Below are 14,501 nucleotides of genomic sequence, written 5' to 3'. Positions count from 1 at the left end.
GTGGCTTTCTCTTTCAAAAAATGTAAAGAGGATTGCTAAATCGTTTATTTTTGGGCAAATCTTCTTTTATCCCCTGTGAAACGACTGGCTATACTCGCATCCGGAAGCGGATCCAATGCTGAGAAAATTATGGAATTTTTTAAGAGCTCTTCCAAAGGAAAAGTAGCCTTGGTGGCTTCCAACAAACCTGACGCTTATGTATTGGAGCGAGCAAAAAAATTCAACGTTCCAACTTTCACTTTTTCAAAAAAAGAGATGGAGGCAGGACTTATCGAAGAAAAACTCAAGCAGGAAAAAATTGACTGGGTGATTTTGGCCGGCTTTCTTTTGAAAATTCCAGAAAGTTTAACTCGCTCCTTTCCTGACCGAATGGTCAACATCCACCCTGCTCTTTTGCCTAAATATGGAGGAAAAGGCATGTACGGGGCTCATGTTCACCAAGCGGTGAAAGAAGCCGGAGACAAAGAAACTGGCATCACCATCCATTTGGTCAATGAACACTATGATGAGGGGAAGATTATTTTTCAGGCGGCCACCTCAGTCAGCGCAGAGGACACCCCTGAAACTATCGCAGAAAAAGTTCATGCTTTGGAGCACAGGTATTTCCCACAGGTGATCGACAGTCTTCTTTGATTGGTCTTCCCGCCTATTTTGGGCAGATTTATTCCACAAGAGTAAAGACCATTTGTCTGAATTTCCAGCCTGTCTCATCCCCATTGCCAGCTCCTGAGGTCTGCTTGAAGATCAAACCGATGAGTTTCTCTTTGGGTGCTGCAAAATATTGCGTATTGAAATATCCACCCCAGTCGAAAGTTCCCAAGCTACCAATCCCTCCAAGCTGCACACCTTTAGCATCCACCAACCCAAAAGCCAAGCCATAGTCTTTTCCCCCATCACCCAAGAGGTCTCCCACTTGATTGGTCATCATGGTTTCGATGGTAGTTGGACTCAGGATTCTTTTTCCGTTGTAGGTTCCACCGTTTAGGTACATCTGGAGAAATTTGGCATAATCCTCAACCGTACTGGAAAGACCTGCTCCTCCGGAGAAAAACGTCTTCGCTCCGGCTTTGGGATAGTCAGGGTCATAGAAAGTCACTGGAAAAGAAATCCACTGATTATCCTTCCGGGTATGTACCGTCACCAATCTTGGAGATTGGGCCTCACTGAGATAAAATCGCGTATCATTCATTCCGAGAGGATCAAAAATCCGCTCCTTCAAAAAGACATCGAAGGGCTTTCCGGAAATGATTTCTACGAAATACCCCAAGACATCTAATCCCTCACTGTAGGTGTATTTTGCTCCTGGCTCATGGTGGAGAGGAAGCTGGGCCAATCTTTTGACACTTTCCCCGATGGTGACATTTTCTGTAGTGAATAAGTCAACTACTCCTGCTTTGTGGTAGATCATTTTCATCCGCTCATCTCCATCGATCACCCCGTACCCAAGACCGGAAGTGTGAGTGAGCAGGTGTCGAATAGTAATTTCTTTTGTACTGGGCTTAGTAGTATAAGTCGTATCTCCATACCGGAAGTTTTGAAGAATCTGAGGATTTTTAAACTCTGGGATATATTTCGAAATCGGGTCATCCAATCGAAACCTTCCTTCTTCCCAAAGGATCATCACTGCGGTGGAAGTAATCGCCTTTGTCTGAGAAGCAATTCGGAAAATGGAATTTTTCTCCATTTTTTTCCCTGTTGCTACATCAGAAAGCCCCTTGGCCTCGTGATATACAATTTTCCCATCCTTTACCACAAGAGCCACCAAACCAGGGACTTGCTCCTTGGAAACCGCTTCCTCAAGCATAGCATCAAGTTTATTTACTCTTTCCTTAGAAATACCGGGTACTGGATTGTCCCCTGCCGGACTTAAGATTTGAGCTGGTAGAGAATTCAGCAGGAAAAAGAACAGGACAAAGGAAAGGATAGGTTTCATATTTTGGGATTTTACAATCCCTGAAAATAGTAAAAATGGCAAACAAAAAAGCCGGCAAAGGGTATTTGCCGGCTCTTTCAGGAATTGTCTTAATTAGTTCAGTTCCAACTCGAAATAATATTCCGTACCATCAGGGAACATACCCAAAACGACAATCTCCTCACCTTGATGATCAGACAGGAAGTCGATCAGCTCTTGAGCATTTGAAATCTTAGATCTTCCATTGTCAGCGATCACAGAGGTGATGATAAATCCATTTCTTGCTCCTGCCCTTCTCCAATCTTCATTGCCGTTCATTTTGATCACAGCACCTCCGGAGATATTCAGCTGCTCTTTCTGACTTTCTTTGAGATCCTCAAATTGCACCCCTTCGAAAGAATAAGATTTTGGAACCTCACGCTTGATGATATTGGTGTCTCCCGAGAAGTTTTTCAAGGTAGCCGTAACTTTCTTGGTCTTGCCGTCACGGATATATTCTACTTCAACTTTGTCACCCGGTCTCTTTCGAGCTACCATTTCCTGAAGCATGGCCACATTATTTACCTGGCGACCATCCACGGCAATAATTATATCTCCTTCCTGAAGGCCTGCCTCTTTTCCGGCAGAGTTCTCATTGACACCACCAATGTAAACCCCCTGCTCCACAGGGAAGGTTTTATTCAGTAAATCTGCCAACTCAGGGGAAACACTTTGAATATTGACTCCAAGAAGACCTCTTTGCACCGCTCCGTACTTCATCAAGTCGTCCATCACCTTCTTCACCAAGGTGCTCGGAACAGCAAAGGAATAGCCGGAAAAGGTTCCTGTTCGGGTAGCAATCGCCGTGTTGATTCCAATCAACTCTCCGGCAAGGTTCACCAAAGCTCCCCCTGAGTTTCCGGGATTGACCACCGCGTCTGTTTGAAGGAAAGACTCGATTTGCAGATTGTTTTCAACCCCCTGAAGGATGCCAATATTTCTGGCTTTTGCCGAAATAATTCCTGCAGTCACTGTAGAGTTCAAATCAAAGGGATTTCCCACTGCAAGTACCCACTCTCCGATGCTGGTTTGATCAGAATCACCAAACCGTACAAAAGGAAGGTTGGTGGCTTCTATTTTCAGCAGGGCCAAGTCTGTGGTTGGGTCTGTACCCACGAGAGTCGCCTCATACCGCTTATTGTTTTCTAGGGAAATGTCAATTTTGGTTGCCCCATCGATCACGTGATTATTGGTGACAATGTAGCCATCGGGTGAAATAATTACACCGGAACCTGAACTCATAGGCATGGCCCCGCCTGGATTTTGTCTTTCTCTAGGATCAGGAAAACCGAAAAATTCCTGAATCGGGTCTCTTCCCGTTCTGGGAGTGTAGGCTATTTGGCTTTTCACGTGAACGACTGCTGGAGTCACCACTTGGGCTGCAGCTACGAAATTGATCCCATCCGGGACGGTGAAATTCTCTCCACCAAGGAGATTCACGAAGCTAGCCTGCTGTTTTTCATCAAATGAAGAAGCACTCTGTGGCTTCAAAAGAAAATTAACCCCTGCCAAGGCGACTACTCCACCTATCAGGGCCGCCATAAGCATTCCAAGGAAGAATTGTCTCTTACTCATATATTTTGCTGTCATAGTTTTAATTTTGTTTGAAGTACAATCTAAGACTCAAAAAACGAACCTTAGGATACGATAGCCTTCCAAATTAACAAGAATTAACCGCATCCGCGAGTCCTAGTGTATCAACAAAAAAAGAAAGAGTGGGTTTTCCCACTCTTTAATTATTTGACCTCGATGGAGGCTCTTTTTACCACCTTTTCCTTTTTTGGCAAGGTGATCTTCAGAAGACCATCTTCGTAGCTCGCTTCTACTTCCTCCTCCTTTACATCTTCAGGAATAAAGAAGGATTTGACAAATGAGCCAAACTGAGTCTGCACGCTGTGGAAGTTTTTACCTTCTTTCTTCTCTTCCATTTTTCTTTCTCCTGAGATGGTCAGCTTGCCATCCAAAAGATCGATTTTGAAATCCTGCTTCTTCACCCCCGGCACTGCTACATGGATTTCATAAGTTTTTTCATCCTCAGCAATATCCACAGCGGGACTGAACTGTCGCAAAGCAGGTGCAAATGAGTCATTGAAGAATCGATCGAGCATTCCGCTGAATGTCACGGGAAGCTGCGGGTCTAATTGGTTGTTTCTTACAAGTTTCATAATGTCGTTGGTTTAATGATTCTAAAGACGTTAAAGAAAATCTGTACCAAGAAGATTTTTGCGCCAATTTGTCCTAAAAATGCTTTATTAAAATAAAAAAAAGGTCATTTTGTCTTATTCTTAGGCGGAAAAATGAAATTCTCCTTTTACTATTTGGTTGAGAATTTTTTACTTTTAGGAAATTAACCTAACACCCATGCGCCTTTTCTTACCCCTATTTTTGGTCTTTGCTTTGACGATTACAACTATTAGCAAGGCTCAAGAATCAGAGACAGGCCCCATTATAGATTCACTTTTGGTCTCCAAAACCGACAGTATTTTTGAACTTTCACCTATTGACACGGTAAGGGAAAATCGGACGAAGAATGAACTCCCCGGATTGGAAGAATTGATCAGACAAGGAAAAAATCTGACCCTTCAGTCCAATCAAATCAAATTGGAGCTACAAAAACCACTGGATACCGCAAGGATATCTTCAGAATTGGAAGGAATCGAAATGGTCATTTCCAGCTTGGAAAGAAGGACCTCAGATTCCACTTTTCGATTTAATTTCAGATACATCAACACCCTCAGTTCGATCCTAAAAAAAACCGAGGAGCACAATATCGCACTCGATACTGAAGTCCAAACCAAACTCAATCGGCTTGCAGAAATTGATAGCCTGCTTGATGTATTTCGAAGAGACAAACTCTTTCGCCTGAAAATCAAAGATTCGCTGCTGATCCCCAAATACTCGGAGGAAATCAATGATTTGAAAAAGAATCTAAGCAAGTTGGACAGTTCACTTTTCAATCAAATCGTAAAAGCGGCCCAAATCCAATCTACCTTGAGCCTTCAACTGGTGCGGCTTTATGACCTCAAGGAGTCTGTTCTTCAAAGCCAAGAGGAGCTTAAGTCGAGTCTTTTTACCAAAGAGATCAACTACCTGTGGGAGGACCCAAAAATCCCCAACCCGGAATCCATCATTCAGATCACCTTGGATTCTTTCCGGATCAATATGATTGTGCTGCAGCGGGAGATGAGAGGACAAGAACTTGACATTGCATTTTCACTCTTGTTTATTTTCATTCTTTTCATTTGGATCCTTCAGGTGCGGAATAAGGTCAAAAATCAGGAAGTAGAAGGAGAATTCTTACTCAACCGACTCCGGTTTTTGCCCAAATCTCCATTAGCATCTACCACTGTCTCTATTCTTCCTGTGGTCTATTTCCTATTTGAGGGAGGCTCTATCACCTTTTTGTCTTTGATTTTATTTCTTTTGATCTGCTCTTCCACTTTTTTGATTTTCCGTTCCTTTCCATTGCCTATTCGGATCAAATGGGCGGGAATGGTCCTGATCTTGATTTTTTTCATTCTGAGCAATCTTTACTTCGAAATGGTCTATCAGGAGCGAATGTATCTGCTCATCGGAAGTATTTTGGCTTTGGTCATTCATATAAGATATGGCTCCAACCGATTCTATTCTGAGGTAAAAAGTGAAATAAAGTTTGTCAATATTGCCCGTTGGATCTCTATTTTCTTTTTGGTTTTGGGAGTGTTGGCCAACCTTTTTGGGCGCTACAGCCTAGCTAAAATCCTGAGCATCACAGGTGTGGTAAGCTTTACCTCGGGAATTGCTCTTTACTTTTTTGTGCAGGTCACTATGGAAATTATCTACCTGCTTCTAGAAGGAAACAAAAAACACAATCCTCTGGATATCATTCTGAATTTTCAGGAATTGCAAAAAAGACTGCGCAGTTTTCTCTCTTTGATTGCTCTGATCGCTTGGCTGATTATTCTTTTTCACCATTTGGCTGTTTATACCTATGTTAAGGACGGATTCAGTGAGTTTTTGACCAAACCAAGGGTATTGGGAGATTCTTCTTTTACTTTTTCCAGTATTTTCCTTTTTCTGGGAATCCTTTTCGTTTCTTCCATTTTGGCTAACAATATCGCCTATTTCTTTTCCTACAAAGATCAGAACAACACCGGCTCAAGAACCAAAAAACTGGGAAGTAGCATTCTCATTATCCGCCTTGGTGTATTGCTCTTGGGCTTTTTTATCGCGGCTACCGCAGCAAAAATCCCTCTGGACAAAATCACTATCGTCTTGGGTGCTCTCTCTGTGGGTATTGGATTTGGACTTCAGACCATCATCAACAATCTGGTGTCAGGAGTGATTTTAGCCTTTGAACGCCCCATTCAGATTGGGGATGATATCGAGGTGGGGACTCTGACCGGAAAAGTAAAAGAGGTCGGTATCCGCGCCAGCAAAATTTTGGCCTATGATGGCTCAGAAATTATTGTGCCTAATGGAGACCTCCTATCCCAAAGTCTGATCAATTGGACACTGTCCGATAAACGTAGACGGATCGAACTCATCATAGGGGTAGCTTATCAATCTCAAATGGAACGTGTCCAATCGCTGATTCAAGAAGTATTGGATGAGGCAAGAATCCTGAAAATTCCTGCACCAAAGATACTGATGCAGAACTTCGGTGAGAGTTCTGTAGACTTTAGGGTTCTTTTTTGGGTAGAGTCCATGGATATCTATCTTGATGTTCGCAATGAGGTAATGCATGCCATATTTGAGATTTTTCTGAAAAATGGCATCGAAATCCCCTATCCCAAAAGAGATCTCTACCTCAAAGAACTACCCAAATCAGCCCAAAAACCGGAGGAAAAAGAAAAATCCCCGGAAGATGATTCCGGGGATTCGAACACACAAACATAAAATGTATGCTTAGGCCTTTTTGACGTTGATGGCGTTGGGTCCTTTTTTACCATCTTTGACGTCGTAGGTCACCTTGTCGTTTTGGGCAACTTTGTCAACCAACCCTGTAGCGTGTACAAATACATCGCTCTGGGATTCGTCGTCAACGATAAATCCGAAACCTTTGGCTTCATTGTAAAATTTTACTGTTCCGGTAAACATAATGAATTGTGATAAATTGTAATTGAAAGTGCTTTAAAAGTAAATATTTGTGTGAAAAAAACAAAATAATCGTCTTTTTTCAGCCGATATGAAAAAATTTATTCTGATTAGACATGCAAAATCCGCCTGGGACCAACCTTTCCTACAGGATCATGACCGTCCACTAGCTGAGCGGGGGCTAAAAGATGCCCCTAAAATGGCTCAGAGACTGAAGAAAAAAGGAATTTATCCAGATCTGATGGTCAGTTCCACTGCTACTCGAGCCTTGGAGACAGCCAAGATCACGGTAAAAGAACTTGGCTATTCAAAGAAGGAAATCAAGGCCGATGCTCATCTCTATCATGCCAGCCCTCAAGCCATATTAAAAATCATGAGAATGCAGCCGGATTCGGTGTCCACATTATTCCTCTTCGGACACAATCCAGGCCTCAATGAGGTCATTGAATATTTAGGAGGAAAAATTGACAACCTTCCCACCTCAGGCCAATTTGGATTTTATTTGGAGGCGGATTCCTGGGAAGAATTAAGTCCAGAACGAGTCAAAGTTTGGTTTTTGGACTTCCCAAAAAATAAATCCTAAAAGTCTCTTACATCCTGAACCACTCCTTCAAATCGATCAGGGTATTCTATCATTCTGATGATCTTATCAGCAACTTCCTCTGGAGAGCTGAGTTTTTGGCTCGCTTTGTAGTCAACAAACCTCTCCAAAGCAGGAAAATCATCAGCCTTCGCACTCCGAATCTCTGCCTGCATTTCGGTATCTACTATTCCCGGAGCTAAGGAAAATACCCTGATTCCGCAACCCCTTAACTCCTCCTGAGCCACTTTTGAAAACATAGCCAAACCGGCCTTGCTACTACAATACTCCGACCAGCCGGAAAGAGGCTTGTGGGCTGCTCCCGAACTGATATTGATGACCACCTTCTCTCCTGGACTTTCACTGTAAGCCTTCACAAATCCATCCGTAATCATCATCGGTGCCAAGAGGTTCAGATTCATTGCACGCTGAATTCCTTTCGGATTAAGCTTTCCTACAGGCTTCACCTCTCCTATCCATCCCGCATTATTGATGAGAACGTATCTTTCGAAGGATTCCTTTGGAAAAATACGGGGAAGAATTGCCTCGAGCGCACTTAGATCACTGATATCCAAAGACAATTCCTTTACCCGTTCATCTTCGATCCCCAAAGTGGATCTGGAAATAGCTACTACCTGAATCTCCTTCCATTTAAGATATTGATCCAAAATAGCGTGTCCTAAGCCCTTGCTGTGCCCGGTAAGGATAAGTAGAGTTTTCATAAGAGAAAAAAGGCCCAAATAAGGCCTTTTAATTTATAGAATGTATTGTGATAAGTCTCTGTTCTTGACCAAACTGCTCAATCGATCCTGAACCATCTCCTTGGTAACCATAATCTTGGAGTTGGGCTCAATAGTATCTGGCACCTCAAAAAGGAAATCGTTCAACAAGTGACTCATGACCGTATGGAGCCGTCTTGCTCCGATGTTTTCCACTTCTTGATTGATCAAAAAAGCCAATCGGGCGATTTCCTCGATCGCCTCGTCATTGAACTCCAAGGAAACCTGCTCCGCTTCAAAAAGGGCTTGGTATTGCTTGGTCAAGGCATTTTTTGGCTCTCGGAGAATCCTCGAAAAATCCTCCTGAGTCAGGCTATTAAGCTCCACGCGGATTGGAAATCTCCCCTGAAGCTCCGGAATAAGATCCGACGGCTTACTGACATGAAAGGCCCCTGCAGCAATAAACAAAACATGGTCAGTATTGATTACGCCATATTTGGTAGTCACAGCCGATCCCTCCACGATGGGGAGCAAATCTCGCTGTACCCCTTCCCGACTCACATCAGGTCCTCCTCCATTTTTGCCGGATTTCGAAGCGATTTTATCAATTTCATCAATGAAGATAATCCCGTTGTTTTCAGCAAGTTTGATCGCTTCTTCTTTGACTTCGTCAAAATCCACCAATTTGGACGTTTCCTCTTCGAGAAGAACTTTCCTGGCTTCAGCGATACTCAGTTTTCTTTTCTTGGTCTTTTTAGGCATCATTCCGGAGATCATGTCCTGAAGTCCAGCCATACTGGCATCGTCTATCATTCCGTTGCCTATCATCCCAATCCCCACCGGCGAACCCGCCTTGACATTGATCTCAATCTTTCGATCATCCAATTCTCCGTTACGGAGCTTTTCTCTGAATCGTTCACGAGTTCGCTCATTCAACTCCTCATCAGAGCTCGGTTCAGCATTTGTCTCAGTAGCCACAGGCATAGTACGGTTAAAACCAGGACTTTTGACTGGAGGAATCAGAATATCCAAGATGATTTCCTCCACTGCCTCAGCAGCTTTGATTTTTACTGCCTCATTTTTCACCTCGCGTACCAAATGAACTGCCTGCTCGACCAAGTCACGAACCATGCTTTCTACATCTCTCCCTACATATCCGACCTCTGTAAACTTTGAGGCTTCTACTTTGGTAAATGGAGCTTGAGCAATCTTGGCCAGTCTGCGGGCGATTTCGGTCTTTCCGACCCCGGTACTTCCTATCATCAGGATATTGTTTGGCACGATATCCTTTTGAATTTCAGATTTAACCATCATCCTGCGGATTCTGTTGCGCAGAGCAATGGCTACGTTTCTTTTGGCGTCCTTTTGACCGATGATGTATTTGTCCAACTCCCCGACTATTTGCCGAGGAGTGAGTGAACCTATTGTATGCATGCTATAATCATTAAGTAATGGGCTTGACACGCCCTAAACACTAGCTCTTTTTGCAAAGGATTCAATTAATCCTTTGACTTATTCTCCTCCGTGAAGGTAAACTTCATCGGCTTATCCACCTTGTACTTGGTCAAGGCAACTTCCAAAACCTCTCCTACCCGGTCCACAAAATGGAAAGTGATTCCTTTGACATACTGTGGATCGATCTCTTCAATATCTCGTTTGTTCTTCTTGCAAAGAATGATCTCCTTAATCCCTGCTCTTTTTGCCGCTAGGATTTTCTCCTTGATTCCTCCCACAGGCATGACTTTCCCAATCAGACTGATCTCTCCGGTCATTGCAACTTTTGCTTTTACCTTTCTTTGGGTGTAAACAGAAGCCATAGCCGTGAGCATAGTGATACCAGCCGAAGGTCCGTCTTTTGGAACTGCACCAGCAGGCACGTGAATGTGAAGATCATATTGGTCAAAAACCCGATGGTCAATGCCTAGGGTTTCAGCTTTGGACTTGAGATAGGATAGCGCAGTCATAGCCGACTCTTTCATCACATCTCCCAGCTGACCAGATAGGGTCAATTTGCCCCGACCCTTGCTGAGACTGGATTCAATGAAGAGGATTTCACCTCCTACACTAGTCCAAGCCAGCCCGGTTACCACCCCAGCTTCGCTATTGTCCTGATAGCTTTCTTTGTCAAAAATCTCCGAACCCAAGATCTTTCTCACTGCGTCAGGAGTGATTTTATGGTCATATTCCTCCTCCATGGCTATGGATTTGGCTATGTTGCGGACTACTTTTCCGATGGCACGCTCCAGATTTCTCACTCCGGATTCCCGGGTGTAGTCTTCGATGATTTTAGTCAAAGCAGCCTTTTCAAAAGAAATGTCTTTTGACTTTAGGCCATGTTCTTTTCTTTGCTTTGGTACCAAGTGACGCTTGGCTATCTCGAGCTTTTCCTCTAGGGTGTAGCCGGTGACCTCAATGATTTCCATTCGGTCTCTGAGGGCGGGCTGAATCGTATCCAGTGAGTTGGCTGTAGCGATAAAAAGCACTTTGCTCAGGTCGTATTCTACCTCAAGGTAATTGTCTAGGAAAGCAAAATTTTGCTCCGGATCCAACACTTCCAGAAAGGCAGAAGAAGGATCTCCTCTAAAGTCCGAGGAGAGCTTGTCAATCTCATCCAAAACAAAGACTGGATTGGAGATTTTGACTTTTTTCATGTTTTGGATGATTTTCCCCGGCATCGCGCCAACATAGGTTTTGCGATGACCGCGAATCTCTGCCTCATCATGAAGGCCTCCCAAAGACATCCGAATGTATTTCCTCCCCAAAGCAGCCGCGATGGATTTTCCAAGGGAAGTTTTCCCCACGCCCGGAGGGCCGTAAAGGCATAGAATCGGGCCTTTCAAGTCATTTTTCAACTTGAGAACGGCGAGGTATTCAATGATTCTGTCTTTTACCTTTTCCAGTCCAAAGTGATCCGCATCGAGAATAGCCCGGGCATGCTTCAGGTCAAAATTATCCTGAGTGAATTCATTCCAAGGCAGCTCAACCATCGTTTCGGCATAGTTGAGCGCGATGGGATATTCTGCTGCTGAGGGGTTGATCCGGAGGATTTTATCCAGCTCTTTTTCAAAGTGCTTTTTCACTTCTGCTGGCCAGTTTTTTTGAGCTCCTCTTACTCTCAGGTCTTCTACCTCTTTTTCAGGGCCTTCTTCACCCAATTCAGTCTGAAGGACCTTCATCTGCTGACGCAGGAAGTAATCCCTTTGCTGCTGATCGATATCTGTATGGACTTTCTTCTGGATTTCGGACTTCAATTCCAGCATTTGGATGTCCTTCATCATAAATTCCAAAAGCAGGGTAGCCCGCTCCACCCCGTCATTGATCTCCAAAAGACGCTGCTTGGCCTCTACAGGAGCGTTGATGTTGGACGAAAGGAAATGCGTCAGGAAAGGCGTATTATCGATATTGTCCAATGCCACCTGAGCCTCTCTTGGAATCTCGGGATTCAGATGCAAGATTTTGGTAGCTGCTTCTTTCAGGGACTCCTCCAGCGCTTTGATTTTCTTGGAGTTTTTGGGGAAATTCTCCTCCAGATACTCCACCTTGGCAGTAAAATACGGATCATCAGACAGGGTTTCCTTGATTTGGAAGCGCTTTTTCCCCTGAATGATGATGGTAGTATTTCCATCAGGCAGGACAATCATCTTGATGATTTTAGCCAAAGTCCCTACGTGATAGATATCTTCCCAAGAAGGATCGTCATTGTTGGGATTGATTTGGGCGCAGACTCCGATCAGCTTGTTTCCTTTGTGGGCTTTTTTCACCAAACGGATAGAGCGCTGACGTCCTACCGTGATTGGGATGACCACACCGGGAAAGAGCACCGTGTTGCGGACAGAAAGAATGGGAATCTCCTCGACGTAGGTCTCGCTGCTTGGATCCTGCTCCTCTTCATCAGTAATCAGTTGGATCAAGTCTCCCTCGCCGGCAAAATCTCCGTTCATCATGTTTTGGAAAATATTAGTTTCGTATTGGCTCATATGGACACATTGACAGACGGGCTGTCGTATATAGCTAAAATAAGAGAAGAACCCTCAAATAACGAAGGTTCTCCCATATGGTTCAAGGTCAGTGCCAAAAGAAGAAAGGGTCAAAATGGCAGGGAACCCCTCTATAAATCAATAGAAATACTTCGGGTCAAACTCAAAAATACTGTTAAAGCCCCAAAGGTAAAATACATTACCCACCTGAAAAGCAGTTTTTGCATCTGCAAATCCGTATCTACTATTTAGATAATCAGGACTTTCCGCTTGCCAGGTATCCAAATCCAATACAGTCCAGATATATTCAGATTTGAAGTACACCCGATTTCCAATCTGTACGGTTTGATTTGCTTTAGAGAAAAACATCTGATTTTCTAAAAATCGGAAAAGCTCCCACTCCAGCTTAGCCTTGTTGAATTTATAAATACCCATACCATACCGAGTCGTTTCATCAAAGGCAACGTATGTTGAAGCATAGAGCTCGCCATTCCATTCGAAAGAGGTGTAAAAATTATACACCCCATCGTGCTGACTGAGACTAGGCAGCTTTTTCCATTCCTTGGACTTAAAATCAAACAAATACCTCTGAATATCCCCGTCATATCCTGTTTCGGGAATTATTTTATCCCCTTGGTAATAAAGTTGGCCGTCAACGATCACTACCGACTGAAACGAATGGTCCTCACTCGGGATTGATGGCAACTGGGTCACTTTCTTTGCTACAGGATCAAAGGAATAAAACAACTTGGGATCCGTGGGATTATAACTTGAATAGGCGGCAAAATAGATTTTACCTTCGCCTTCAATGGCAAAAAGACTCGTTGGATCATTCACCGGAAACGGAAACTGAGCTGATAATTTGACGGTTTGGGCGATTGGATCTATTTCAAAAACACCATTGGATGAGATCAAGTATCCCTTGTTTCCCACAGCCACGGCCCGACCGCTTATCCCATAATATGATTCATCAAATGGAATAACAGGAATACCCGGGGCTGTCCAAGTGATGGAAAAAGAATCCTTGGTTTGTTGACCCGCATTATTGAGCGTAAGGGATATTTCTCTTTTGGCAGGTTTTTCTCCTACGTATTCGAATGAAATCTCCATCTCTTCGGAGGTCAGGGAATTGACCTGATACCGAAAAATATCAGGAGAAAATTCAATCTTATTGAAATCCACAGATTTGGGATTAAAGTTTTCACCTTTCAGAATAAAAAATCCCGATGATCCATTAAAAGTGGTTTCTTGACCCGGCAAAATCACCGTTTCTTTCAAGGACAAAAGCTTGTCTACCGTGTAGGAATTTCCTCTGATGATCAGTTCGAGTTGAGGCTCCCTTTCAGTAAACAGGGCGTTCAACCCTACTCTGATTTCCTGGTCTCCGTTTCCATCTACATCCAAAATGAATGTCTCTCCATTCTGATTCTTGTATTTTACCTGAAGGTATCGGTCTTCCAAGTATTCACCTTTGATCAATAGGTCTTCAGTGTACCCCAAAGGCTGTGATGGCATTATTTCAATTTGCGGTTTTTTGAAATTAAAGGCTTTCTCGACTTTAAGGGTTTTTCCTGCTACATCGAACTCAACCTCAAACATCTGCTCCATTCCTTGATCTTGTAAAAAACCAATTCCTCTCGGAATGATTACCTCAAAGTAATCTTCTTTGATCTGCCCTATCGGAGCTATTACTCCTTGGATTTTGGCAGCATATTTATTTCCAACTTTTGACAAGTTACTCGCAAAAACCTTCAAAGTATCGCCGAAGTAAACTTCGCTGGGAATTTCAATCCGGTCAAAAATAAACCCATCAGAACCCTGACTGGTAAAGCTGTATGGCTTGGAATAAATGGTTCCCTTCGTTGTTTTGAGAAAAGCCGAAACGAAGATGATATCCCCGACCTTCATGGAGTGACTGGCCTTCAGCTTAAATTCTCTTTCGGGTTTACCTGTTTCACTCACATAATCTGCATTGAGGATGGTGGGATTGACATTGGTCCCGTAAGCAAATCCATACTCCTCAATCTCTTCTGAACCAAAATCCAGAATACTGGCAGAAAACTCAGCACCTGTCGCATCGACTAGCTGCACCAAGGCTACTGTAAACCGTGGATTGGTCCTTGGGATGACTTCTTCCTCTGCGCAGGAAAATCCCAAAAGGGAAATAAAGAAAAGGGCAAAAATCTTTGATTTCATAG

11 protein-coding genes are annotated in these 14,501 nt (G+C 43.5%); 3 read left to right on the top strand and 8 right to left on the bottom strand.

Annotated elements, in window-relative coordinates; all coding sequences use genetic code 11:
• Positions 1 to 75: 75 nt before the first annotated feature.
• Complete coding sequence (gene purN / locus AAA938_RS07380) at positions 76 to 633, top strand: phosphoribosylglycinamide formyltransferase (RefSeq protein WP_338227991.1); 558 nt, start codon at positions 76 to 78, stop codon at positions 631 to 633.
• Positions 634 to 661: 28 nt separating this feature from the next.
• Here the strand turns inward: purN and AAA938_RS07375 are convergent, their stop codons facing one another.
• The 3 genes from AAA938_RS07375 to AAA938_RS07365 all read right to left on the bottom strand — a co-directional run bounded on the left by AAA938_RS07375 (position 662) and on the right by AAA938_RS07365 (position 4,116).
• Positions 662 to 1,933 (bottom strand): serine hydrolase domain-containing protein, encoded by a 1,272-nt coding sequence (locus AAA938_RS07375; protein WP_338227990.1) that lies wholly within the window; start codon positions 1,931 to 1,933, stop codon positions 662 to 664.
• A 93-nt stretch (positions 1,934 to 2,026) separates the two neighbouring features.
• Entirely contained in the window at positions 2,027 to 3,526 is a 1,500-nt protein-coding gene (locus tag AAA938_RS07370; protein WP_338227989.1) for a S1C family serine protease, read from the bottom strand.
• A gap of 161 nt (positions 3,527 to 3,687) precedes the next feature.
• Positions 3,688 to 4,116: an Hsp20/alpha crystallin family protein gene (locus tag AAA938_RS07365; RefSeq protein ID WP_338227988.1), complete on the bottom strand. Its 429-nt coding sequence runs from the start codon at positions 4,114 to 4,116 to the stop codon at positions 3,688 to 3,690.
• A 196-nt stretch (positions 4,117 to 4,312) separates the two neighbouring features.
• Between AAA938_RS07365 and AAA938_RS07360 the strand changes: the two genes are divergently transcribed.
• Positions 4,313 to 6,829 carry a mechanosensitive ion channel family protein gene (locus AAA938_RS07360; RefSeq protein ID WP_338227987.1) on the top strand — a complete coding sequence of 839 codons (2,517 nt, stop codon included), beginning with the start codon at positions 4,313 to 4,315 and terminating at the stop codon, positions 6,827 to 6,829.
• A gap of 9 nt (positions 6,830 to 6,838) precedes the next feature.
• Here the strand turns inward: AAA938_RS07360 and AAA938_RS07355 are convergent, their stop codons facing one another.
• Complete coding sequence (locus tag AAA938_RS07355) at positions 6,839 to 7,030, bottom strand: cold-shock protein (protein ID WP_024281570.1); 192 nt, start codon at positions 7,028 to 7,030, stop codon at positions 6,839 to 6,841.
• A gap of 88 nt (positions 7,031 to 7,118) precedes the next feature.
• Here AAA938_RS07355 and AAA938_RS07350 point away from each other — a divergent pair, with 88 nt between their 5' ends.
• Positions 7,119 to 7,610 carry a SixA phosphatase family protein gene (locus AAA938_RS07350; RefSeq protein ID WP_338227986.1) on the top strand — a complete coding sequence of 164 codons (492 nt, stop codon included), beginning with the start codon at positions 7,119 to 7,121 and terminating at the stop codon, positions 7,608 to 7,610.
• Here the strand turns inward: AAA938_RS07350 and AAA938_RS07345 are convergent.
• The 4 genes from AAA938_RS07345 to AAA938_RS07330 all read right to left on the bottom strand — a co-directional run bounded on the left by AAA938_RS07345 (position 7,607) and on the right by AAA938_RS07330 (position 14,499).
• The gene (locus AAA938_RS07345) at positions 7,607 to 8,329 is read right to left on the bottom strand and encodes an SDR family NAD(P)-dependent oxidoreductase (RefSeq protein ID WP_338227985.1); all 723 of its coding nucleotides are present in this window, start codon (positions 8,327 to 8,329) and stop codon (positions 7,607 to 7,609) included. The genes AAA938_RS07350 and AAA938_RS07345 overlap by 4 nt on opposite strands.
• A 33-nt stretch (positions 8,330 to 8,362) precedes the next feature.
• The gene (gene hslU, locus AAA938_RS07340) at positions 8,363 to 9,760 is read right to left on the bottom strand and encodes an ATP-dependent protease ATPase subunit HslU (protein WP_338227984.1); all 1,398 of its coding nucleotides are present in this window, start codon (positions 9,758 to 9,760) and stop codon (positions 8,363 to 8,365) included.
• A 65-nt stretch (positions 9,761 to 9,825) separates the two neighbouring features.
• Positions 9,826 to 12,303, bottom strand: coding sequence for an endopeptidase La (gene lon, locus AAA938_RS07335; protein ID WP_338227983.1), 2,478 nt, complete (start codon positions 12,301 to 12,303; stop codon positions 9,826 to 9,828).
• A 138-nt stretch (positions 12,304 to 12,441) separates the two neighbouring features.
• On the bottom strand, positions 12,442 to 14,499 hold the full coding sequence (locus AAA938_RS07330; protein WP_338227982.1) for a Kelch repeat-containing protein: 2,058 nt from the start codon (positions 14,497 to 14,499) through the stop codon (positions 12,442 to 12,444).
• Between the last annotated feature and the right edge of the window lie 2 nt (positions 14,500 to 14,501).

The sequence above is a fragment of the Algoriphagus taiwanensis genome (assembly GCF_036245645.1).
Classification (GTDB): Bacteria; Bacteroidota; Bacteroidia; order Cytophagales; family Cyclobacteriaceae; genus Algoriphagus; species Algoriphagus taiwanensis.
The sequence above is the reverse complement of the archived record's forward strand: the minus strand, read 5'-3'. Positions and strand labels throughout refer to the sequence as shown.